Raw genomic sequence first — 23,277 nt, 5'->3', positions numbered from 1 at the left:
CCGATGGCCTATTTAAATGGAAAACCTTTCCTGCCATTCTGGAAAAATACTTACCTATTTATCTATTTGCCTATTTTACCTATTTTCCCTTTTTTGCCGGCAGTGGAGTTGCGACCCGAACGCCCCGAAGGGAACAGGCGGAGGGCGAAACTTCACTTAGGCAAAATCTATTTCTAAAAAATTCTCTTTTATTCCACCTGTTCTATCCCTAGCAGGTTGTCCAACCATTTGGACAAGTTATCGGGTTCTGTGAAATAGTCTATGACGTTAAATTCACAAGGTTGGCGATATGGGTCGAGTTCCATGGTGAAGCGCTCGTTGGTGAAATAAAACCAATCTCCGTTAGTGGGCAAGTATTATGCCTCATGAATCCACTGATTACAAGACCTTCGGGAGATGTTAGCTATGGCGTGGTGAAGTTGTGAATTTAACCCAATTTCTATTTAACTTCACCAGTGAAATTAGGACTGTGAAGTTGGGGGTATTTTCTTTTTCACCCATCGCGCCCGTCTGTGGAGCTGTGAAATTAGGGGGAGATATATACCGTAGGTATATCCCCCAAATTCACAACTTCACAAGGCGCGAAGGGCGCGGTTGGTAGGTTTCTCTCATCTCTGCGCAACCACCGCTTCACAGACAGGTTCGCTATGATGCGGAGAAACGGGGAAAATGGCGCAGTTTCGTTTCTCTGTTTCTCTGGGGAAACAGATAAACGGGGAAACGGGGAATATTATTTTCCCTATCGCACCGTTAGTGGGGAAACGGGGAAACAGGGAGAGTATATATACCGTAGGTATATACTCCCGTTTCACCGATTCTCCACAGGTGCGAAAGGTGCGGTCGGCTCATCGAGCTGACGAGATTCTCCATGCACCAAAGCAAAGCCGTTTAATGGCTCTATACGAACTCGGGGCGACTTATGAATTCAAGGACTCATATTCGGCAATAGAACGCCTTTAACGGGCAAAAGACGACGTTTATTGGCGGATTAAATTCGGCGTCATATACAGAGGGGGTATGCAAGGAATCTATTAAACGCCGAGAAACGGCAGGGACGTTCGGCAGGGCGTTTTCTCCTTGCGAATGGATTTTTTGAAATGTCCCATTTTGATTTAGTCTGACACCTTGAATCCGCTTAATTTATCGGGCTTTACGGCTCAAAAACAAAGTGCGACATTATTGGGACATTTGACATATGTCCCTTTTTTATGAACGAAAGCATAGGACAAAAGATATTAAGCAAAGACCTCGAAAACATCGTAAAAAAGGTAGCTTCTGGCAAGACTCTCACAAGCGCGGAGAGAGCTTTGGTTGAAAAGGCCTATGGCGCGAGTGGAGATGTTAAATTCGCAAAAACCATTGTAGAGCTTTCGGAGATTTTAGGCGTTAACCGCAAAACAATAGACCGCTGGCGAAAGTTAAAAGGCTCCCCCAAGCCCTGTTCAGACGGCAGGCACAATGTGGCAAAGTGGAGGGATTTTGTAAGAAAACACGACCTAAAAGAGCCAGACTCTCCAGAAGATGACGAATTGAAAACCCGCAAGCTATTGGCGGAGGTAAAACAGGCGGAAATTAAGCTGAAAGTAATGGAGGGAACTTATGTGCCGATTGAGAAAGTCCGTGAAGTTTGGCTAACACATATCGGTCAGGTAAGAAATATCCTTGAGAGCCGATTTTTAAACGAGCTTCCGCCGATATTAACCACTCTCGACGCAATCCAGATTCGAGAGAAAATGCAGGAAGTTCTCGATGAGACCTATTCTGCATTGTCGGTTGCCGCAGACTCGATTAAAGAGCCTGTGGATGTTGAAGAATCTTAGTAATCTTCTGGAAATAGGAGCGTGGTTGCGCTTCTGTCCCATTCGGTGATAATCCATATTCTTTTTCCGTCTGGGAGCTTGTATTCAGACAGAATTCTCAAGCCTTCTTTTACGGCTTTATCGTTGCTTTCCCAGTCGGATTTGCAGACGTCGCCCCAGTCGCAATTCGCGTGGCGCACCAGATACGGCAACAGCGAGAATTTATGCATTTTGCAGTGGTTGTAAAGAGCTGTCGTAGCTACAACATTGCCGAAGTCGAATTTCGAGTCTATTACTACTCTTGTTTCCATTGCCTGACCTCCTTAGATTTATTGTATTTTTTCATCTTGCCTCCTTTGTTGGTTGTTTATGTTTCTATTATACCATATTTCATAATGATTTTCAATGGTTTTATTTGTATTTTTATTTGTATATCAACTACTTAAACAAATAAACATTTAAAAAAAAGATGAGGTAAAATGTTGCAAATGTTATTCGTGGGCTCAATATATCTTGAACGCGAAGAAGGTGAATATTGACGAACTCTTCGATACGAAAAAATCAAGATAAGCTCTTCGTATCGCACTAAAATGAGAGCTTTTTGCTAAGAGAGTCTTTCTACTATGAATTTTGTGAGAGTTGTTCTGTGAACTCTTAGTTTTCTTGCAATTTGGGTTTTTGATAAATTCTTTTCCAGCATAGTTTGAATTAAATGCTCTTTTCCAGAAAGTTTTACGCTGGTGGATTTTTTGCCTTGGGGACGCCCTAAAACAACGCCTTCCGCTTTTTTTCGCGCAAGAGCCTCTTTTGTTCTTGCGGATATTAAATTGCGCTCAATTTCTGCCGAAAGCCCGAACGCGAATGCTAAAACCTTTGAGTTGATATTATTTCCAAGTTCGTAATTTTCTTTTATCGTATATACCTTGACATCCGAATTCATACAATAATGCAAAATACTCATAATTTGCATCAAATTGCGCCCAAGCCTTGAAAGTTCAGAGACAATTAAGACATCGTCCTTTCGCAATTTTTTAAGGAGTTTACCAAGTTTTCTGTCTTCTAATTTTTTCGTGGAGCTTATTGTCTCTTCTATCCAAAAAGATATTTTTATGTTTCGCTCCGCGCAAAATTGCGAAATTGCAAAACGCTGATTATTCACGGTCTGCCTGTCTGTAGAAACTCTTATATATCCGTAAATCATAATTGTATTGACCTTTCTCCCAAATTAAATTGTAGTAAAAAAATGTTCGTTTGTTTGCTACAATTTTTGTAAGCCATAAAAAATATCTGTCTTTTGTGATTTTCCACCGATTTTGTATTTTGTTAATATTCCGCAAGTAAGGAGTTTTGAATTTTGACTGGCGTAAAGATACAAAATTTATGGATGCTCCAAACAAACGAACGTTTTTTTGCGACACAATAAGCGTGTTTCCATCTTAGATGGAGGCTTGCGGTGAAAGTCTTTGACAATATAAACGAATTGGTCAAAGACGATCTCAAGGTTCAGATTACCGAAGGCAGTAAAATCTCGATTGCGGCGGCCTGTTTTTCCATTTACGCGTATCAGGAATTAAAGGAGCAGTTAAAAAACATTTCCGAACTTCGTTTTATATTCACTTCTCCCACTTTTACGACCGACAAAGCGCAAAAAGAAAAGCGCGAGTTTTTCATTCCCCGTATTTCCCGCGAAAAATCGCTTTACGGTTCGGAATTTGAGATAAAACTGCGCAACGAGCTAACGCAAAAGGCAATCGCTTTTGAATGCGCGGAATGGATACGCCAAAAAGTAAAATTCCGTTCAAACAAGACAAACGAGGCCATGCAAGGCTTCATGCATATAGAAAACGAGAAGACTTCCCTTTCATATTCCCCTTTGCAGGGCTTTACGACAATCGATATTGGCTGCGAGCGCGGCAACAATGCCTACAACATTGTAAATCGTCTGCCATCGCCGCTAAGCCAATCTTACTTGCAGATATTCAACAGCATTTGGAACGACAAACAAAAGCTGCAAGACGTCACCGATACCGTTATTGAAAACATCTCCACGGTTTATCGTGAAAATCCGCCTGAATTCATTTACTTCATAACGCTTTACAATATTTTCAGCGAATTTCTTTCCGACATTTCCGAAGACGAACTCCCCAACGAAGCGCTCGGGTTTAAAGAAAGCGTTATCTGGAACAAGCTTTACGATTTCCAAAAAGACGCCGCGCTTGCGATAATCAACAAGCTGGAACGATACAACGGCTGCATCCTTGCCGACAGCGTGGGGCTTGGCAAAACCTTTACGGCGTTGGCGGTAGTGAAATACTACGAAAACCGCAACAAGAACGTTCTTGTTTTGTGCCCGAAAAAACTCGAAAACAACTGGCATACATACAAAGGCAACTATTTAAATAATCCGATTGCCGCCGACAGGCTCCGCTACGATGTTCTCTTCCATACCGACCTTTCGCGCACCGATGGCAAATCTAACGGGCTTGAGCTCAACCGCCTAAATTGGGGTGCGTACGACCTTGTTGTTATCGACGAATCGCACAATTTCCGCAACGGCGGGCAAGTTTACGGCGATGATGACGATAAGCGCGAAAACCGCTATCTTCAGCTTTTAAACCGCGTAATAAAAAGCGGGGTTAAAACGAAAGTTTTGATGCTTTCCGCAACGCCCGTAAACAATCGTTTTACCGATTTGCGCAACCAGCTTGCTCTCGCCTACGAGGGCGACGCCAAAAATATCAACGATAAGCTGAACACAAAAAGCTCTATTGACGAGATTTTCCGCCGCGCCCAGCGGGCGTTTAACGAGTGGAGCAAGCTGCCGGCGCAAGACCGCACAGCCGACGCGCTTTTAAAGTCGCTTGATTTCGATTTCTTCGAGCTGCTCGACAGCGTAACGATAGCACGCTCCCGCAAGCACATAGAAAAATATTACGACACGGCAGAGATTGGCAAATTCCCCGAGCGGTTAAAGCCTATATCTCTCGAGCCGAGCATTACAAAATTAAAATCGGCAATCAACTACGAGGAAATTTACGACCAGCTTCAAAGCCTTTCGCTTAGCGTCTATTTGCCGTCCGCCTTTGTTTTTGAAAGCGCGAGAGCCAAGTACGACGAGCAGTACGGCAGCGATATGGGCAACGCATTTTTTAAGCAGAGCGACCGCGAAAAAGGCATACACAGGCTTTCAAGCATAGGTTTATTGAAGCGTTTGGAAAGCTCGGTTTGGGCTTTCCGCCTAACGCTTGAGCGAATCAAGGAGCTTAATAAAAAAACAATCCGCATAATCGACCGCTACGAGCGCACGAATGATGCAGACCTTTTTGAAACCGAGGAGCTGAAAGCGGAAGCGGAGCTTGATTCCGACGACGGCAACACCGACTTGTTTTCCGTTGGGCGCAAAGTAAAATATTCGCTTGCGGACATGGATTACACCTCGTGGCGCAAAGAGCTTGAAAGCGACGTAGACAATCTCGAAATCCTGCTTTCGATGATAAAGGACATAACGCCCGAGCACGACAACAAGCTCAATACCCTTTTTGCGCAAATTGACGCCAAGCTTGCGAACCCTATAAACGACGGCAACCGCAAGGTTATAATATTTACGGCATTTTCCGACACTGCGGAATATCTTTACGAGCATGTAGGCAAATACGCCCTCAAAAAATACGGCATTCATACCGCGCTTATAACAGGATCGGTTGAAGGCCGCTCGACAGTCCCGAAAATGAAGACTGACATGAACAGGATTTTAGCCTGCTTCTCGCCTATATCGAAAGAAAGGCATCTGCTTTTCCCTGACGAAAAAAACGAGATAGATATTCTTATCGCCACCGACTGCATTTCAGAGGGGCAGAATTTGCAGGACTGCGATTTCCTTGTCAATTACGACATTCATTGGAACCCCGTTAGGATCGTCCAGCGCTTTGGGCGCATAGATCGCATAGGCAGCAAAAACGCCAAAATACAGCTCGTCAATTTCTGGCCCGATATGAAGCTTGACGACTATATCAACTTGCGCTCCCGAGTTGAAGACAGGATGAAGGCTGTCAATATAACTTCAACAGGCGATAGCTCCGACGACATAATAAACGAAGACACCCGCGACCTTGAATACCGCAAAAAGCAGCTCGAACGCCTGCGCGAGGAAGTAATAGACCTCGAAGATATGAATACGGGCGTATCTATTATGGATTTGGGCTTGAACGAATTCCGCCTCGATTTGCTCGACTACATCAAAAAGCACGGCGAATGCGACAATGCTCCCTTTGGCATGCACGCCGTAGTCCCCTCAAACGCCGAGACGCCCGCAGGCGTGATTTACATTTTGAAGAACCGAAACCAAGGCGTAAATATCAATAAGCAAAACCGCCTGCATCCGTTCTATATGGTTTATATCAAGACAGACGGCGGCGTGCAGTGCAACCATCTCGAGCCCAAGAAGCTGCTCGACACTTTGCGCCTGCTTTGCAAAGGCAAGGCGGAAATCTATTCAAAACTTTGCAGGGCTTTCAACCGCGAAACCGCAGACGGGCGCAAAATGGGCAAATACTCAAAGCTTTTGGGCGACGCCATAAAATCCATAATTTCAGTAAAAGAGGAAAGCGACTTCGACAGCCTCTTTACAACAGGCGGAACTACCGCGCTTGAAAACGACATCAAGGGCTTGGACGATTTCGAGCTCATAAGCTTTATCGTGGTAAAGGACGAAAAATAGCATGAAAGAATTTCCGTCCAGCTCCGTTGTAAATAAAATTTTTTCGGAATCGAAATTCTTTAAAAAACTTGCGCTCTCAAAGCGCAAACTGCCATTTGGAACAATCGAAAAAGTTTTGTGGCGAAACAAGATTTGTGCGGCGACCGTAAATGTTCAAGAAGGCGCAAGCGTAAAGGAAATCCAAGTATTTGAAATCTTTTTAAAGGGCGATGTTATATGCGAGGCCATTTTGCGGACAATAGACAACAGCATTCCGTATCCTATTTTGTTTTTAATACGCTTTGAGGGCAAATATCAGGCATGGCTTGGCTATAAAGAGACAAATTCAGCAGGCGTTTCGCTCACGGTTAAAACCTACAACAAAACCGACTGGCTTAATTTTGAAGAACTGCCCCTTGAAATAAAGGGCTTAAACCTCGACGAAGTCTACGCAAATTTTCTCTCACAAATAAACTCGAATATCGAAAGAAAAAGCGAAGAACAAGCCGACTTGCGCGCCCGCGTAAATCACGCCGAAGCCATACGCAAACTTGAAGCGGAAATAGAAAAGCTAACCTCAAAACTCTTTAAGGAAAATCAATTCAACAAGCAAGTGAAGCTGAACGAAAAAATAAGAAATAAGAAAGAAGAAATAAGAAAGATGAAAGAGGGGGCATTATGAATGTTGACATAAAAGACAGAACAAAAGCTTTTGCGGTAAGGATTTTTAAATTGGCGGAAGCCTTGCCAAAAACATTTACAGGCAAAACCATTGCCGGGCAAATTGCCCGCAGTGGAAGTTCCATAGCGGCAAATGTCAGAGCCGCTCATTGCGGGCGCAGTAAAGCGGAAATTGTTTCAAAAATGCATATTGCCTACGAAGAAGCCAACGAAACTCTGTTTTGGCTGGAAATGTGCGAGGAAACAAAACTCCTAACATCAAAAAAAATCGAAGCGATAAAAGCCGAAGCAAACGAAATTGTGAGCATAATAATCTCTATATTAAAAAGCACAAAAAAAGGAATGTTCTAACCAAGTAATTTCTTCCTTCTTATTTCTTATTTTATCATGAAAAAATTAGATCTTAAAACAAAAGACGGCGTTGACGCGAATTTGGAAAAGCTTTCGCAGCTATTTCCTGAAGTTATCACTGAAATTAAAGATGAAAATGGCAAAATCAGGCGCGTTGCTGATTTTGAAAAGCTCAAAATGATTTTGGGCGATGACGCCGCAGAAAGCGCGCAGGAGTTTTACGAGTTCACATGGCCGGGCAAGAACGAAGCCATTATGGAAGCGGCAAAAGCTACCACAAAAACTCTGCGCCCATGCGTTGATGAAAGCAAGAATTGGGACACCACCCAAAACCTCTATATTGAGGGCGACAACCTCGAAGTACTAAAACTCTTGCAGGAATCATACCTCGGCAAAGTCAAAATGATTTATATCGACCCGCCATACAATACTGGCAAAGACTTTGTCTACCGCGACAATTTCCATAAATCCGCCGAAGAAGGCAAAGAAGACGAAATCGAACGCGATGAAGAAACGGGCGAAAAACTTTTCCAAAACACCGAATCAAACGGACGTTTCCATTCCGACTGGTGTTCCATGATCTACCCCCGCCTAAAACTCGCCCGAGATTTACTCTCCGACGATGGCGTTATTTTCATTTCGATTGATGATAACGAAGTTCACAACCTCCGTAAAATTTGTGATGAAATCTTTGGTGAAAGAAATTTTATTACAGACTTTGTATGGGAAAAAGGGAAAGAGGGAGGGAATGATTCCAGCATCATGCGTAGCCATTATGATAATATAATGTGTTATACTAAAAATTGTAATTCAAAAAAAATAATTAATTTAGATAAAAAAGACACAAGTAGACATATAAGGAAATTACCCGAAGATAATCTTGTTTTAGGAGTCGAAAATGAAATAAATCAAGGTGAATTATTCCAATTAATAAATCTCAGTAAACAAAAAGATTATCGCGTAAAAATACCGCTAAAAGATGGAACTATTATAGAGTGGGATTCTTATGCTCCCCAGACTACAATTGATAAATGGATAAAAACTGGAAAGATTTTTGTAGGACAACGAAAAGTGCCATATGTAAAATCTTTCTTAAATGAAGAAATTCAAGGACAAAAACCATCAAATATCATTACTCAAGATTATGGTACAACTAAAGCAGGTTCCATTGAAATCAGAGAGCTATTTGGGAGTAGAGAATTTTTTTCATATCCAAAACCTAGCGTATTATTGAAACGAATAGTCCAAATAGGAAGTTCAGAAAAATGCCTTATCCTTGACTTCTTCTCGGGTTCAGCAACAACAGCGCATGCCTGTATGCAGTTGAATGCTGAAGATGGTGGTAATAGAAAATTTATAATGGTTCAACTTCCAGAAGTTTGTGCTCCTGAATCGGAAGCAGCAAAAGCTGGCTACAAAAACATCTGTGAAATTGGCAAAGAACGTATTCGTCGTGCTGGTGAGAAAATCAAAACAGAGCATGCAACAACTGCTCCAAATCTCGATATCGGCTTCCGCGTCCTAAAGCTTGACGAAAGCAACATGAAAGACGTTTACTACAAGCCAAATGAGATTTCGCAAGATATGCTCGCGGGATTGGAAAGCAATATCAAAGAAGACCGCAACGACCTTGATTTACTCTTTGCCTGCCTTATTGATTGGGGCGTTGAACTTTCGCTTCCGCTAAAAACCGAAACCATAGACGGCGTCGAAGTCCACACCGTAAATGATGGCGACACTCCTGACTTAATAGCCTGCTTTGCGCAAAATATACCCGAATCGGTAATCCGCAAAATAGCCGCCCGACACCCCCTCCGCGCCGTCTTCCGCGATTCCTCTTTCGCCGACAGCCCCGGCAAAATCAACGTCACCGAAATCTTCAAAACATTCTCGCCAAACACAATAATAAAGGTATTGTAATGAACAAAAAAGAGATAAACACTCCCTCTAAAATTACAAAAGCTGGAGTAAATGCTATAATGAACCTTATCCCATATGTTAATACTATTGCTATTTTCTGTTCAGAATTGGCTCTAATTCAATGGAAAGAAAGACGAGAAGTATGGGAAGCTGAAATGAGTAAAGCTTTTGAAAAATTAAATGAATCATTTCTTGAAAAAGCCAAGGAAACTCCAAATTTTGCAAGTATTTTAGCATCAACCTATCAGGCTGCACTTTTAGATATTGAAGAAGATAAAGTAAAAAAATATGTAAATACATTAATAAACGTAGTTCTCGGAGAAAAAATCACAGATGCAAAAATTCATATTTTTTTAAATATATTAAGAGAATTTACTATCGCACATATAAATTTATTAACATACATATCATCTTTAAAAGAAGATGATATAAATACATCTTCAAAAAAAGGGATTTTCAACGAAGGCTCATTCCCCGACGACGAAACAAAAAAACTCAGAGATAACTTACTCGAAGATCTTTATAGATACAAATTAGTGAGTACGAATACTTCTGGGAAAAGACAATATGATTTGGCAATTACAGAAAGAACCTTTCCAAAGTGCCTAACGCCATTAGGAAGAGAGTTTTTAGATTTTATAAGCGAACATCAATGAAGCTAAAATTTAAACATCAGAAATTTCAAGCTGAAGCGGCAAAGGCTGTTTGCGATGTCTTTGCGGGGCAACCTCGTGTAGATAAAAACACTTATCAGATAGACCCAGGGCGCACCAATAATCAGGGTAAAATGCGAAGCGTTCTATTCACAGGCTTTGCAAACAATCGCCTTGTACCCTCTCTTACAAGCCAAGTTTTGCTTGGGCGCATTCAGCATATTCAAAACTCGCAAATGATTAAGCCCTCTGAAAGGCTCGAGGGCGACGGCATAAACCTGACAATCGAAATGGAAACGGGCGTTGGCAAAACCTACACCTACATCAAAACCATTTACGAGCTAAACAAGCTTTACGGCTGGAGCAAATTCATAATTATTGTGCCGTCGGTTGCAATCCGCGAGGGCGTCTATAAGTCTTTCGAGGACACTGCCGAGCACTTCAAAGAAGAATACAACAAGCAAATCCGCTTCTTTATTTATAATTCCGCAAACTTGCAGGATATATCGCAATTCGCAGGCGACAGCAATATAAACGCCATGATTATCAATTCGCAGGCGTTCAACGCCAAAGGCAAGGACGCCCGCCGCATTGACATGGAGCTTGACGAATTCAACAGCCGCAAGCCAATTGACGTTATCGCCAAAACAAACCCCATTCTGATAATCGACGAGCCGCAATCGGTCGAGGGTCCGAAAACTAAGGAGGCTTTGAAAAAATTCAACCACCTCTTTACTCTGCGCTATTCGGCAACGCACAAGAAAGATAGCATTTACAATATGGTCTACCGCCTCGACGCAATCGACGCCTACAACCAGCGTCTTGTAAAAAAAATCGCAGTAAAGGGAATTTCGCAGAGCACCGCAACGGGAACTTCTGGGTATCTTTATTTGCAAAGTATAATTCTTTCGCCAAGCAAGCCGCCGCAGGCAAAAATTGAATTCGACATAAAGGGTGCGACCCAAATCCGCAGAACCACAAAAATTTTCGACCAAAACGACGATATTTACGCGGCTTCAAAAGAGCTCGACGAATACAAAGACCGATGCGTTATTAAAACTATCGACGGCAGGGACAATTCGGTGGAGCTTTTAAACGGCACAAAGCTTTTTGTAGGCGATGTAATAGGAGCGGTGGACGAAGACCAACTTCGCCGAATACAGATCCGCGAAACGATAATTTCGCACCTCGACCGCGAACGCCAGCTCTTCAAAAAAGGCATAAAAGTTCTGTCGCTTTTCTTCATAGACCAAGTAGCCCATTACAAGGTTTATAACGACAAGAACGAAGCCCTCAACGGCGCATTTGCCAACGTCTTCGAAGAGGAGTATGAAAACGTCGTCCAAGACTATATTAACGATTTGGCAATCGACGTCGAATACAAAAAGTATTTGGAAGCGCACGCCGCCCCGCAAATCCACGCGGGCTATTTTTCAATAGATAAAAAGACAAAACACTTTGTGGACAGCGACGTCAAAGAAGACAAAAAAGCCAAGATTTCAAACGACGTCGACGCCTATGACCTGATTATGAAAGGCAAAAACCGCCTAATCAGTTTTGAAGAGCCCGTGCGTTTCATATTCTCGCACTCCGCCCTACGCGAGGGCTGGGACAACCCGAACGTTTTTCAGATTTGCACGCTAAAACAAAGCTCGGCGGAAATCCGCAAGCGGCAGGAAGTCGGGCGCGGCCTGCGCCTTTGCGTAAACCAAAACGGGGATAGAATGGACGCAAACGCCCTCGGCGCGGATGTCCACAATGTTAATGTTCTAACAGTCATAGCAAGCGAGTCATATGAAGATTTCGCGGGCTCGCTGCAAACAGAATACGCCGAAGCCGTGTCTGACCGCCCATACAAGGTGGAGCCCAAGCTTTTCGTAGGCAAAATTGTCCGCGCGGCAGACGGCACAGAAAGCGCGATTTCGGAAGACCAGGCAACAGAAATTTACCAAAGCCTTGTCAAGAACGAGTACATCGACAATAAAAACGCCCTAACTTCCAAGTATTACAACGACAAAGCCGCTGGAAGATTTGAGTTGCCTGAAATGTTAAAACCGCTTGCCGAAACCGTCTTAAAAGTTTTGGATAACATTTACGACCCTGACAAAATCAAGCCGGAAAATGCCTCGGCAAACAATGTTACCGCAAAAGTAAAAGAAGAGAAAATCGCCAGCAAAGAATTCAAGGCGTTGTGGGCAAAAATATCGGCAAAGAGTGCCTATTGCGTGGAGTTCGATTCAGCGGAGCTTGTTGCAAAGGCAATCGACGCTTTAAACAAAGAGCTATTTGTTCGGCAAATGTATTTTACGGTTACAGAAGGCTCTATGGAAAAGATCGACTCGCGCGAATCGCTCGAAAATAAAGAGGCTTTTAAAGCGACTAAATCGGAAATTAAATCTGCCGAAAATTCAGGAGATTTTTCGAACGTGCGCTACGACCTCGTAGGAAGAATTGTAGCGGAAACGGGGCTTACGCGAAAAACGATTGTAGATATCTTAAAAGGCATTCTGCCCCCAAAGTTCGATATGTTTAAAATCAACCCCGAGGACTTTATTATAAAGGCTTCGCGCATTATCAACGAACAAAAGGCAACGGTGATTGTCCAGCATATCGTCTATAATAAAATCGACGCAAATTACGATACGGATATTTTTACAGAACCTACTCTAAAAGGCAGGCTGGAAGTCAACGCGATGGCGACACAGCGCAACCTATACGACTATCTGATATATGACTCCTCAATAGAAAAGAAATTTGCCGAAAATTTTGAAATAAGCGATAAAATCGTTCTTTACGCAAAATTGCCAAAAAGCTTTTACATAAACACGCCCGTCGGCAATTACAGCCCCGACTGGGCGATAGTCTTCAAGGAAGGCTCAGTAAAGCATATCTACTTTGTGGCGGAAACAAAAGGCGATATGTCTACACTTAATTTGCGCGGCATAGAAGACGCAAAAATCTACTGCGCAAGAAAGCACTTTGAGGCAATCAGCCCTGAAAACCTAACCTACGGTTTCGTTAGCAGCTACAAAGATCTGATCGACAAGGTGATGACGTAATTGCGCAAAAAAAATAACTATTGCTTCTTAGCTGAAGATTCGTCCATTGAAGATACTATAAATACAGGTAAATATAATTTAAAAATAATAAATAAAAATGTTGCGTATTTTTGTCTGGCATGGTAGTATAGATACCATAGGGACAAAGGTATGATGGTAAGCAAGACAAAGATATCAACTGACGGGTTTGAGAAGGTTGAGATTACTGCGGAGATGGCGGAGATATTTGGGCTTCCGAAGAAGGCCATTGGGAAATGGGCGGTTGTCGCGGAAGATGATGTTGAGCGTCGCTTAATGAAAGTTCGTTTAGACGGCTATTTTGCGGACGACAAATACAACAATCATCAGCGCATTTCCAACAGGATTTGGGGGCAGATGTTTGGCGGAGTGCGCTGTGCAAAATTTGAATTTTCCAAGCTATGCACGCGCAAGAAAAACTGGATATTGGCGCTTATTGACGAATTTGAAAAAGCTCCTGAACTCTTTGAAATCATGCGGAAGTTTAGCTTTGACGACATCGTTTTGCAAATTATAGACGACACGAATTCGGAGCGTCCGCAGGGCAAGGCGTACAGCTCGATTGCGAGCGCGATAACCTATTGGAAATACAAATATGGAGATAATGGAAGATGAAAATCCGTCAAAATGATTGGTCAGAATTTGGTAAGGATTTTATCGTAAAAATGCGCAAAAATACATGGTTTTTACAGGCGTTTCAACATTTTATAATACGTAAAAATGCGCAAGAATTTTCAAGAAGCGAATTTCGCAACATACTAAAAACAAGCAAAATACAAAACCAAGAAAGCCCGAAAATGAATATAAACAGAAGGAGATTAGGAAACGCCCGTTCTATCCGTTGAACTACAGGGGCGGGGTGTAAAATATGAAAAAGTTAGGCATATATTTTAAGGTAAGTCAATTTTATTAGTGTGGAATATTTTATTTCTTTTGTTGTTTTTGTTTTAGGGCTTGTATTTCTAAAGTGTTTGATGTTTTTTATTGGAAATAGATACATTATGCTAAATTAAGAAGTCGCGCTTAAAAAGAGGAATAAATATAGAATTAAATTTCATTTTTGCAATTGCTGACGAAGTTCCAATTAAAGAGGAATTTTTGAGGTGGTTGTTTTTATTGGCTTCGTTTGTAATTGTTTTTTTCGCATTAAAAAATGAAAACAAGTACATTTTAATTTCAGGATTTATTTGGACATACTTTACGGGGATGATAGGTTTTTTGATATTTTACATGTTATTGTATGCTTACAAATTGAAAGGGCGAATATAAATAAAAAACTATGGTTGTCGTTTTTTTAATTTGAATTTATCTGATTATAAAAATATTTGAAACTAAATATTTAAGGTATTGGCTAACGGTTGGATGAGGGCAAAAAAAATGCACTTAAACATATGTTCAAGTGCATCTTGTAAATTTTGTGATGATTTTTTTATTATGCGACGCGTTCGACGAAGAGTTGCGGCGGATTTGGCCTACGCGGCGCGAGTCGGTAGGCATTGCGCAGGTAGTCGAATGCCGAGTCGAGCGATGATTCGTCGTTGTAATGGATGAGAAGAAGCGGTTCGCCCTGTTTTACCTGAGTGCCGATTTTCTTGATTTCGGTTATGCCGACGTACGGGTCGTGTTTCCCGTTTTTGCCGTTTGAAAGCAGTTGGACGCCGCGCGCAATCATACCGGCGTTTATGTTGTGGACGTAGCCGCGTTTGGGGGCGGGGAGTTTGCGCGTATGTTTTGGCATCGGATATTTGGAAGCGTCCGTAAGCCATGGAGCGTCTCCGCCTTGCGCCTTTACCATGTCGAGGAATTTTTGGTATGCCGACCCGTCTTCGATTACGCGTTCGACGGCTTGTTTCGACGCCAATGTTGAGCCTGCGACGCCCGCTTGGCGTACGATTTCCATTCCGAGCCTCATTACGAGGTCTTTCATATCTTCCGTGCCTTCGCCTTTTAGGAATTTAATTGCTTCAAGGATTTCAAAGCCTTCGCCGACGCAGTCTCCGAGCGGCTGGTTTATGTCGGTTACGAGGGCTACGCACTTGCGTTTCATTTGTCTTGCGACGCGCGTGATTGTGCGCGCGAGCTGTTTTGCCTGTTCCAAGTCTCTCAAAAACGATCCGTTGCCCCACTTGACATCGACAACCAAGCCGTCTGCTCCTTCGGCGAACTTCTTGCTCAAAACCGAGGTTGTGATGAGGGGAAGCGACGGTATTGTCGCGGTGTTTTGGCGCATCTTAAACAAAATGTCGTCTGCGGGAGAAATTTTCGGGTCGGGGCGGCAGATTGCACAGCCCACTTTTTCGAGCTGTTTTGAGAATGCGTCTATTGAAAGGTTGCTTTTAAATCCGGGGATTGACGAAAGCTTGTCGTGCACCGAGATTACGAAGTCTTCATCTTGACCGACCATTGAGGGCATCACAACCCCGCATGCCGCCGCGATTGCGTTTAGTATGATGGTTGTTTTGTCGCCGACGCCGCCTGTCGAGTATTTTGCGACTTTCGGGCGTGTGATTGAAGACAAATCCAAAACTTCTCCCGAAAGCATCATTTCCTCCGAGAACATTGCGGTTTCTATTGCCGACATGTCCTTGAAGTAGATTGCCATTATCAGAGCAGCCATTTGAAATTCGGGAATTTCCTTGTTTAAAATGGAATCTACAAGAAAACGCACTTCTTCTTCCGTGAATTCGTTGCCGTCTCTTTTCTTTTCGATGAGATAGGCGTATGATGGTTTTATTGCCGTTTTGATTATGGGTATCTTTTTTATTGCCATGGTGATAAGAGTTTCGCGTTGCTTAAAATCCTTTTTTATCGTCAGAAAAATCCTAAAATTAAGCCTTTATGGAAAAGGTTTTAACAGTTAAACTACGCATAAAATAAAAAAGATGCTTTAAAAAAATAAAAAGCGTCATATTTAAAATCGGAGTAGTTTTTTGCATCTATATTTCGTATATAACTAATATAGCGTTTTTTCTGCTTTCATATTTAAAGTGGCATATCGTAAAAAAAAGTCGAGAAAAAAATATGAAAAAACGATTTTTTGCGAATGTTTGGAATAAAAAAGGGTCGATTTCCGCAAAAAAATGCCGTAAAGGAAATGTTTTTTAAAAAAAGGTTGTAAAATTCAACCAAAATGTATTGAAATATATCGCTTTAAAAATGGATGGCAAATTAAAAGGCAAAAACAAGCAGAGTTTTGAAGAGGCTTTTGCCGAGCTTCAGGATATTTTGCGCGAGCTAAATGGGCAGAATGTCGCATTGGACAAGCTTGTGGAGAAATATTCCAAAGCGAAGTCTTGCCTTGAAACTTGCCGAAAGAGATTGTCCGAAGCGGAGATGCAGGTTAAGGCACTCGGCGTTGACGGTTTGGAGGATTTCGAGAAATAGTTTGTTTGCCCGCATTATTGAGTATGTCTATTTTAAGTAAAATACAAGGGCCCGAAGATGTCAAAAAGCTTTCCAAACAGGATTTGAAGATTTTGGCTGACGAAATCAGGGGCGAAATTATATCGGTTACATCTAAAAACGGCGGGCATGTCGGCCCGAATTTGGGCGTTGTGGAGCTTTGCATTGCTCTTCACAGAGTTTTTTCCACTCCGAAAGACAAAATTGTATTCGATGTTTCCCACCAGAGTTATGTCCATAAGCTTTTGACGGGCAGAAACGGCGAAAAATTCAAGAAACTTCGCCAGACGGGCGGCTACTGCGGCTTTTGCAACAGGGCTGAAAGCGAGCATGACGCGTTCGGCGCGGGGCATGCGGGGACTGCTCTTTCGGCGGCTCTCGGTTTGGCCGCCGCAAGGGATATGCTTGGCGGCGATGAAAATGTCATCGCTGTTTTGGGAGACGCCGCTTTGACAAACGGCATCAGTTTTGAGGCTCTCAACAACATAGAATCGACCACAAAAAAATTCATTTTGGTTTTGAACGACAACAAGATGTCGATTTCAAAAAATGTCGGCGCGCTTTCAAAATATTTCAACGATTTGATTACAAATCCGATATACACGCGCCTTTATTCGGACATGAGCTCTTTTTTGAAGAAGTCGGCAGTCGGAAGGTCCGTCAAAAAATTCGGCAGCAAAGTGATGTCGGAAACGAAGGACTTTCTGATGGAAGCTTCTTCCATGTTTGAAAAGTACGGTTTGCGCTATTTGGGACCAATCGACGGGCATAATATCGAACAGCTCGAAATGTATTTGAATTTCTGCAAGAATAGTCCCGAACCCGTGATTTTGCACATAGTGACCGAAAAGGGCAGGGGGTTGCCGTGCGCGCTGAAAAATCCGGAAAAATTCCACGGGGCAAGTCCGTACAATGTCATTACGGGCGAAAACACAGAGCATCCCGATCCGACCATTCCACTTTATCAGGACGCAATGGGCAAGACGCTGCTTAAAATCGCCCGCAAAGATTCGACAGTTGTCGGCATAACCGCCGCGATGAGCGCGGGAACGGGGCTTTGCCATATCAAAAAGGAGCTACCCGAACAGTTTTTCGATGTCGGAATTGCTGAAGAGCATGCCGCCGTATTTTCCGCGGGTCTTGCCGCAAGGGGCATAAAGCCCGTTGCAGCCATTTATTCTTCTTTTATGCAAAGGGCTGTCGATTGCGCCATGCACGATGTCTGCCTTCAAAACCTGCCTGTAACTTTTTGCATGGACAGGGCGGGACTTAGCGCGCAGGACGGGGCGACGCACCACGGCTTGTTTGACATCGCTATGCTGCGCTGCCTGCCAAACGCAACAATAATGCAGCCTTCTAACGAAGACGAGCTTGCTGACATGCTTTACACTTCGGTTTACAGTGGCAAGCCGTGCTTCATACGCTATCCGCGCGGCAAGGGAGAGGGCGTGAAAATGAAAGAATTTCCGCAAAAGCTTGAAATCGGCAAGGCGGAAGTTTTAAGCGAAGGTGGCGACGTGGCAATTTGGGCACTCGGCAACATGGTAAGCGTAGCCAAAAAGGTCGCCGAAATCTTGAAAGAAAAAGGAATTTCCGCAGGGGTTGTCAATGCCCGTTTTGTGAAGCCTCTTGATGAAAATCTTTTGAGGGAACAGTTCGGCAAGGCAAAGATTGTCGCGACTTTGGAAGACCATTCGGTGCGCGGTGGTTTCGGGAGCGCGGTTTCGGAGTTCGCATCAGAAAACAATATCGCAACCCATATTGAAATCATCGGCTGGAAAGACGAATTCATACCGCATGGTTCAAGCGTAGGAGTACTGCGCGAGATGTACGGCTTGACGCCCGAAGCTGTCGCGCAGAAAATTGAGCTTGCATTAAAAAACGCGAAGTAGCCTAAGTTTTTATATGAAGCAATAAAAGCTTTTCCTAATCGGGGAAGGCTTTTTTTGTGTAAGAAATGGCTCTTACGCCAGAGGCGCGTGGGGAGATTGTCGAGGAGGCGAGAAGCAGGGCGTTAAGGGAGATTGGAAAGCCTGCGGCGGAGCTTAATGGTGAGGAAAAGCGGGCTTTGGGCAAGCTTGCGACAAATCACGCCCTTGAAATGCTAAAAGAGGCGCACGACTTCAAGCTTAGGCTTGCGGACTTGGATCCCGAAGCGTTTTCCTTTGAGAAAGTCTTTGCAAACGACTTGCAGGGGGCTCCATACGCCCAAAATGTCGAGGAATCCAATAATAATGAGGCGGAGATTGACGATGCGAATTTGGAAGAAGAAGGGGCGACTGAGGCAGGTGTGCAGGGTATAGAGGAAGATGTTCCGAGCCTTGATTGGTTCATAGAGCTTGCAAGGAATTCGGAAAAGAACGCAATCACTTATCCAAGTGTTGTCATTGGGGGCAAGAAGTATGCTGTGGGATATTTTGATTCAAAAGGCAACCGCCTTGATACTGCGTATGAATATAACGGCGACTATGGCGTCATGGTTTATTGGCGCAATGAAAACGGGAAGGCGGAGCGCAAGTTTATTCCGTTTAATCCTTTTAGAGACCAGCGAGAAAGCGAAACTTCAGAAGACTGGAACAGTAACGTTGATTACAATGGCAAGGTTTTGCGCGACGCCGTTTTAATGGATAGGGAACAAGAGAATGGTCTCAATATTCAAAAAGGGTTTTCCGAGGGTGAATTAACCCAACGTTTTAACAAGCCACCAAAAAAAGGAAAAATAGCGCAAAAGCTGTTAGATAGAATTTCTGAATTTTTAGAAGAGATAAGGGGACGTTTTTTAAATGAGGAGCAAAGAGGAGTTCTCGATGTTGTAAGAGGGGATAAAAAATATTACCATCTAAGAGCTGACGACTTGGGAAATGTTATTTCTTTTTTGAGGTCGTCAAGGGAACGGAATGGGGTAAACCATATTCTATTGAAGCATTACGGCAAAAACAGCCAAATGGGATATGTTTCGGCAGAGGAAATTTTAAATATAGGCAATATTATAAGGAACGGGGAAGTCAATATTGTATCTGATTTTAAAAGAGAATATACGATGCGAGACCCGAAAGATAAAAACAGGATTTTAACTGTTGTTGTCACCAAAAGCCAAAAGAAGAAACAGCCTGATTTTGTATATACATTTTATTCAAACAAAAAAGAAGCCGAAGAAAATGCAGGCGCGGTAGCGCGGCGGGACACTTCCCTTCCGTCTTATATTTCTTCGGCTGATTCTGAACAATCGGAAAATTTTTCGGAAAATCAAGAAAAAAATGCAAAATATTCAAAAAATTTTGCGGAAAGCGGGGAAAGTGCGGCTTTGGGGGATGAAAACGGCATTCCGCAGGGGGATAAGAGCAAGCCTTTGGTTTTCAAGCCTATCTTGCGTCCGAATTTACCACTGCCTAAAAGTGCAACAACTAAGGGTGAGGTTGCGGGGATAGGCGACATACGCAGGTGGGCGATGGACGCTATGGGAATAAACATAAATTTGGAAGCCGACGCGGGCGCGGGGTATCTCGGGGTTTACAAGCCAGATAGCGACACGATAAACCTAAGAAGCGAAAACATAAACAGCCCCGGGGTGCTTTTAATTCCAAGCTCTCTTGCCGTCGCAGTTTCAACGAGGATTACATTAATAGTTTTACGGCGGTTTTAATTCTTCATATTTGACAATTTCAAAGAGATTTGCGATATTTCAAGAAATATGGATTTAAACTCGGCTTATAAAAAATGCGAGGCTTTGGCAAATTCGCATTATGAGAATTTTCCGGTCGCCAAAATGGTGCCGCGTAAAATCCGCAAACATGTTGCGGCGGTTTACGCATTCGCAAGAACTGCCGACGACATTGCCGATGAAAATCATGAAACGGTCGCGGCGGACTCGCCTTTGAGGGTCGAATGGCTAAACGACTATGTGAAAGAGCTTAATCTGGCGTTGGAAAATCCCGAAAAGCTCAATCCCAAATGGGATTGGATTTTTATGGCGTGCGCCGACACGATAAAAAAATTCAGCATACCCGTTTCTCTTTTTACCGACCTTGTCAGCGCGTTCGCGCAAGATGTCGTGAAAAAACGCTATGCCGATTATGAAGAGCTGTTCGATTATTGCAGGCGTTCCGCAAATCCCGTCGGCAGGCTCGTCTTGATTTTGCACGGCTTTACGGACGCGGAGCGTTTCGAGATGTCGGATGCGATATGCACGGCTTTGCAACTTGCAAATTTCTGGCAGGACATGAGCGTGGACAAGTCCAAGAATCGCATTTACATTCCCCAAGACCAGTGGGGCGCGCTCACTGAGGAGGATTTCTTTGCTCCAATGGCGAGCGAAGCCGTGAGGTCGTGCCTTTGCAGGCAGGTGATTATAACAGAGGAACTCTTCAAAAAAGGCGAAAAATTGCCAAAGACCCTTCCATTCCCGCTGAGTCTTGAAATACGCCTTACTCTTGCAGGCGGCAGGGCGATTTTAAACAAGATAGAATCTCAAAAATTCGACACTTTGAAGTCCCGCCCCGCAATTTCAAAATTCGACAAGATAAAACTTTTACTTTCCGCTTTATTCTAAAAAAATGAACGAGGGATTTTCAGCATACGAAGATTCGCAAGTCGAAGCCCGCAAAAATTCAAATTTGGCGTTCGCGTTTTTTTGCATGGAAAAAGACAGGGCGCGCGACATGGAGGTTTTCTACACTTATTGCAGGGTCTTGGACGATATTGCGGACGACTCTTCAACGTCGGCAGAGCAAAAAATCATCGCTTTGAACGATTGGAAGACGAAGGTCGAAAACATATATTCGGGCAAGCCGTCAAAACTTTCGCTTCTTGAAAGGCAGCTTCGAGGGGTTGTCATGAGAAGGGACGTTCCAAAGCAGTATTTGCTCGACATAATAGACGGGGTTTTGCGCGATACCGATTCCTCGCCGTTTGAAACGTTTGCCGACATCAAAAAGTATTGCTATGGCGTAGCGAGCGCGGTGGGACTTGCATCGATTTACATTTTCGGCTTCAAAAATGAAAAAACAAAGGAATTTGCCGAATCTTTGGGCTACGCCTTGCAGTTTACGAATATTTTGAGGGACGTCGTGTTTGATTGGAAAACCATGCACCGCGTCTATATTCCGCGGTCTGAAATGGAGGCGTTCGGGGTAAAGCCGAAAGATTTTGAAAGCGCAGAGCTTGGCGAAAACTGCAAATCGCTTTTAAAAATGATGTATTTCAGGGCAAAGCATTTCTTTAACAGGGCGCGGAATTTGTTGCAGCCAGAAGATGCAAAAGCCCTTGCGCCTGCGTTAATCATGAGCGACATTTACGAGCGCATTCTCGACAAGATTTGCGCTTGCGGTTTTAATATTTCTGAAAATGTCATAAAAATCCCGAAGTTTCAAAAAATATTTCTTGCGCTCGGGGCAATTTATAGAGCCAAGAAATATTCAAAAAAGCCTCCTTCAAATTTTGGGAAAGCCGCTGTTTTGGGCGGCGGGCTGGCGGGTTTGGAAGCCGCAGTCAACTTGTCTTTAAAGGGTTTTGAAGTTGATTTGTTCGAGGCAAAGGCGTCGGCAGGGGGTAGAATAGCCGCCATAGAAACTCCCGAATTCGGAAGGCTTGACAACGGCGGGCACGCCGTCATGGGGTGCTACAAAAACTTTTTTGGCTTTCTCGATTTAATCGGGGCGAAAAACGGCTCGTTTAAAAAGCCGTGCGAGAGAATGCGCTTTTTAAATCCTGATGGAACGTCTTTTTGCTATGAGTTTCCGCAAAACGGTTCGCGCTTTTCCATTTTTAAAATTCCGCGCATAAAGGGTTTTAAGACACTGCGCAACATTTCAATGCTCCTTAAAATAAAATTCGGGCTTGGCGGGGCGATGAAAGGCGAAACTGTTTCGGAGTATTTGGACAGACAGCGCGTAGGCGAGATGGCGAAAAATCTTTTGTGGCATCCTTTTTGCGTCTCCGTCCAAAATACTGACATCTCCGCGGCGTCTGCCGACATGTTTGTAAAAAGCATAAAGAAATCGCTCTTAAAGGGAGTGCGCAAAAGTGCTCTCATTTTAAACGAAATTCCGCTTGTCGACATAGTTTTTAAAAACTCGAAATTGTACATTGAAGCTTGCGGAGGAAGCGTGAATTTATCAAGCAGAGTAAGTAAAATAAATTATGGCGGCGGAGGCGTTAAGTCTTTTGAAATCGGTTCTGAAACCAAGGGCGGATACGATTTTTACGTTCTTGCGCTTGGCAGAAAACAGCTTGCGGGGCTTCTTCCCGAATGTCCGCTAAAAGACGCGGCAAATGCCATTGAAAGCTCACCGATTTTAAATGTGTACTTTTCGACTTCGCAAAAGCTTTTCGATGAAGATTTCGTGGCGCTTGCAAATTCGCAAATCCATTGGGTTTTCGACAGGACAAAATCGGGCGGGAAAAAGCGCGTGTACTCCATAACAGTCAGCGCGTTTGACGGGGATTTCAATCCCTCAGCCATAAGGGAAGCGGTGCAGTCGGAGCTTGAAAAATATTTCGGGAAAATAGAAATATGCGATTTTTTGCCGTCGCTTTTCAAGGACGCCACCATTCTTTCAACAAGCGTTGCCGAGGCTTTGCGCCCAAGCCCGAACGGGCATTTTTCAAATGCGGTCGTTTGCGGAGACTGGCTCGAGGCGGGAGGATTGCCTTGCACGATGGAAAGCGCGAGCGCGAGCGCAAAAATAAACGGATTTTAG

At 43.5% G+C, this 23,277-nt stretch carries 17 protein-coding genes; 14 read left to right on the top strand and 3 right to left on the bottom strand.

The features are described from left to right. Positions 1 to 1,208 precede the first annotated feature (1,208 nt). The gene (locus tag MOX91_RS08075; protein ID WP_370397576.1) at positions 1,209 to 1,820 is read left to right on the top strand and encodes a hypothetical protein; all 612 of its coding nucleotides are present in this window, start codon (positions 1,209 to 1,211) and stop codon (positions 1,818 to 1,820) included. Here the strand turns inward: MOX91_RS08075 and MOX91_RS08070 are convergent. Together MOX91_RS08070 and MOX91_RS08065 are read right to left on the bottom strand one after the other, a co-directional pair. Then, entirely contained in the window at positions 1,817 to 2,110 is a 294-nt protein-coding gene (locus MOX91_RS08070; RefSeq protein ID WP_370397575.1) for a hypothetical protein, read from the bottom strand. The two genes, MOX91_RS08075 and MOX91_RS08070, sit on opposite strands and share 4 nt — an antisense overlap. A 293-nt stretch (positions 2,111 to 2,403) precedes the next feature. After that, positions 2,404 to 3,000: a master DNA invertase Mpi family serine-type recombinase gene (locus MOX91_RS08065; RefSeq protein ID WP_370397574.1), complete on the bottom strand. Its 597-nt coding sequence runs from the start codon at positions 2,998 to 3,000 to the stop codon at positions 2,404 to 2,406. A 252-nt stretch (positions 3,001 to 3,252) separates the two neighbouring features. On the opposite strand from MOX91_RS08065, the gene MOX91_RS08060 reads away from it, so the two are divergent. The 8 genes from MOX91_RS08060 to MOX91_RS08025 all read left to right on the top strand — a co-directional run bounded on the left by MOX91_RS08060 (position 3,253) and on the right by MOX91_RS08025 (position 14,022). Beyond that, positions 3,253 to 6,516, top strand: coding sequence for a helicase-related protein (locus tag MOX91_RS08060; RefSeq protein ID WP_370397573.1), 3,264 nt, complete (start codon positions 3,253 to 3,255; stop codon positions 6,514 to 6,516). 1 nt (position 6,517) lies between these two features. Next, positions 6,518 to 7,177, top strand: a complete 660-nt coding sequence (locus tag MOX91_RS08055) for a DUF4391 domain-containing protein (protein ID WP_370397572.1) — start codon at positions 6,518 to 6,520, stop codon at positions 7,175 to 7,177. Beyond that, complete coding sequence (locus tag MOX91_RS08050; RefSeq protein WP_370397571.1) at positions 7,174 to 7,527, top strand: four helix bundle protein; 354 nt, start codon at positions 7,174 to 7,176, stop codon at positions 7,525 to 7,527. Before MOX91_RS08055 ends, MOX91_RS08050 begins: the two co-directional genes overlap by 4 nt. A gap of 36 nt (positions 7,528 to 7,563) precedes the next feature. Next, on the top strand, positions 7,564 to 9,447 hold the full coding sequence (locus MOX91_RS08045) for a site-specific DNA-methyltransferase (RefSeq protein ID WP_370397570.1): 1,884 nt from the start codon (positions 7,564 to 7,566) through the stop codon (positions 9,445 to 9,447). Beyond that, positions 9,447 to 10,103, top strand: a complete 657-nt coding sequence (locus MOX91_RS08040) for a hypothetical protein (RefSeq protein ID WP_370397569.1) — start codon at positions 9,447 to 9,449, stop codon at positions 10,101 to 10,103. The genes MOX91_RS08045 and MOX91_RS08040 overlap by 1 nt, the downstream gene beginning before the upstream one ends. Then, the gene (locus MOX91_RS08035) at positions 10,100 to 13,159 is read left to right on the top strand and encodes a type III restriction-modification system endonuclease (RefSeq protein ID WP_370397568.1); all 3,060 of its coding nucleotides are present in this window, start codon (positions 10,100 to 10,102) and stop codon (positions 13,157 to 13,159) included. The genes MOX91_RS08040 and MOX91_RS08035 overlap by 4 nt, the downstream gene beginning before the upstream one ends. Before the next feature lie 150 nt (positions 13,160 to 13,309). Beyond that, positions 13,310 to 13,792, top strand: a complete 483-nt coding sequence (locus MOX91_RS08030) for a hypothetical protein (protein ID WP_370397567.1) — start codon at positions 13,310 to 13,312, stop codon at positions 13,790 to 13,792. Further along, positions 13,789 to 14,022: a hypothetical protein gene (locus MOX91_RS08025; RefSeq protein ID WP_370397566.1), complete on the top strand. Its 234-nt coding sequence runs from the start codon at positions 13,789 to 13,791 to the stop codon at positions 14,020 to 14,022. Before MOX91_RS08030 ends, MOX91_RS08025 begins: the two co-directional genes overlap by 4 nt. Positions 14,023 to 14,609: 587 nt before the next feature. Here the strand turns inward: MOX91_RS08025 and MOX91_RS08020 are convergent. Next, positions 14,610 to 15,947 (bottom strand): thymidine phosphorylase, encoded by a 1,338-nt coding sequence (locus MOX91_RS08020; RefSeq protein ID WP_370397565.1) that lies wholly within the window; start codon positions 15,945 to 15,947, stop codon positions 14,610 to 14,612. A gap of 386 nt (positions 15,948 to 16,333) precedes the next feature. On the opposite strand from MOX91_RS08020, the gene xseB reads away from it, so the two are divergent. The 5 genes from xseB (at position 16,334) to MOX91_RS07995 (ending at position 23,277) form a co-directional block, all read left to right on the top strand. Then, positions 16,334 to 16,561, top strand: coding sequence for an exodeoxyribonuclease VII small subunit (xseB, locus tag MOX91_RS08015; protein WP_370397564.1), 228 nt, complete (start codon positions 16,334 to 16,336; stop codon positions 16,559 to 16,561). Between the two features lie 23 nt (positions 16,562 to 16,584). Further along, positions 16,585 to 18,471: a 1-deoxy-D-xylulose-5-phosphate synthase gene (gene dxs, locus MOX91_RS08010; RefSeq protein ID WP_370397563.1), complete on the top strand. Its 1,887-nt coding sequence runs from the start codon at positions 16,585 to 16,587 to the stop codon at positions 18,469 to 18,471. Between the two features lie 65 nt (positions 18,472 to 18,536). Beyond that, positions 18,537 to 20,222 (top strand): hypothetical protein, encoded by a 1,686-nt coding sequence (locus tag MOX91_RS08005; protein ID WP_370397562.1) that lies wholly within the window; start codon positions 18,537 to 18,539, stop codon positions 20,220 to 20,222. A 48-nt stretch (positions 20,223 to 20,270) separates the two neighbouring features. After that, positions 20,271 to 21,128, top strand: a complete 858-nt coding sequence (gene hpnC, locus MOX91_RS08000; protein ID WP_370397561.1) for a squalene synthase HpnC — start codon at positions 20,271 to 20,273, stop codon at positions 21,126 to 21,128. Positions 21,129 to 21,132: 4 nt separating this feature from the next. Next, on the top strand, positions 21,133 to 23,277 hold the full coding sequence (locus MOX91_RS07995) for a squalene/phytoene synthase family protein (protein ID WP_370397560.1): 2,145 nt from the start codon (positions 21,133 to 21,135) through the stop codon (positions 23,275 to 23,277).

Source organism: Intestinicryptomonas porci (genome assembly GCF_033971905.1).
GTDB lineage: Bacteria > Verrucomicrobiota > Verrucomicrobiia > Opitutales > Intestinicryptomonadaceae > Intestinicryptomonas > Intestinicryptomonas porci.
The sequence above is the reverse complement of the archived record's forward strand: the minus strand, read 5'-3'. Positions and strand labels throughout refer to the sequence as shown.

Bases quoted from the DNA above. Each gene is read 5' to 3' on its own strand.
- MOX91_RS08075 (WP_370397576.1), top strand. From the start codon at position 1,209: ATGAACGAAAGCATAGGACAAAAGATATTAAGCAAAGACCTCGAAAAC.
- MOX91_RS08070 (WP_370397575.1), bottom strand. From the start codon at position 2,110: ATGGAAACAAGAGTAGTAATAGACTCGAAATTCGACTTCGGCAATGTT.
- MOX91_RS08065 (WP_370397574.1), bottom strand. From the start codon at position 3,000: ATGATTTACGGATATATAAGAGTTTCTACAGACAGGCAGACCGTGAAT.
- MOX91_RS08055 (WP_370397572.1), top strand. From the start codon at position 6,518: ATGAAAGAATTTCCGTCCAGCTCCGTTGTAAATAAAATTTTTTCGGAA.
- MOX91_RS08050 (WP_370397571.1), top strand. From the start codon at position 7,174: ATGAATGTTGACATAAAAGACAGAACAAAAGCTTTTGCGGTAAGGATT.
- MOX91_RS08045 (WP_370397570.1), top strand. From the start codon at position 7,564: ATGAAAAAATTAGATCTTAAAACAAAAGACGGCGTTGACGCGAATTTG.
- MOX91_RS08040 (WP_370397569.1), top strand. From the start codon at position 9,447: ATGAACAAAAAAGAGATAAACACTCCCTCTAAAATTACAAAAGCTGGA.
- MOX91_RS08035 (WP_370397568.1), top strand. From the start codon at position 10,100: ATGAAGCTAAAATTTAAACATCAGAAATTTCAAGCTGAAGCGGCAAAG.
- MOX91_RS08030 (WP_370397567.1), top strand. From the start codon at position 13,310: ATGATGGTAAGCAAGACAAAGATATCAACTGACGGGTTTGAGAAGGTT.
- MOX91_RS08025 (WP_370397566.1), top strand. From the start codon at position 13,789: ATGAAAATCCGTCAAAATGATTGGTCAGAATTTGGTAAGGATTTTATC.
- MOX91_RS08020 (WP_370397565.1), bottom strand. From the start codon at position 15,947: ATGGCAATAAAAAAGATACCCATAATCAAAACGGCAATAAAACCATCA.
- xseB (WP_370397564.1), top strand. From the start codon at position 16,334: ATGGATGGCAAATTAAAAGGCAAAAACAAGCAGAGTTTTGAAGAGGCT.
- dxs (WP_370397563.1), top strand. From the start codon at position 16,585: ATGTCTATTTTAAGTAAAATACAAGGGCCCGAAGATGTCAAAAAGCTT.
- MOX91_RS08005 (WP_370397562.1), top strand. From the start codon at position 18,537: ATGGCTCTTACGCCAGAGGCGCGTGGGGAGATTGTCGAGGAGGCGAGA.
- hpnC (WP_370397561.1), top strand. From the start codon at position 20,271: ATGGATTTAAACTCGGCTTATAAAAAATGCGAGGCTTTGGCAAATTCG.
- MOX91_RS07995 (WP_370397560.1), top strand. From the start codon at position 21,133: ATGAACGAGGGATTTTCAGCATACGAAGATTCGCAAGTCGAAGCCCGC.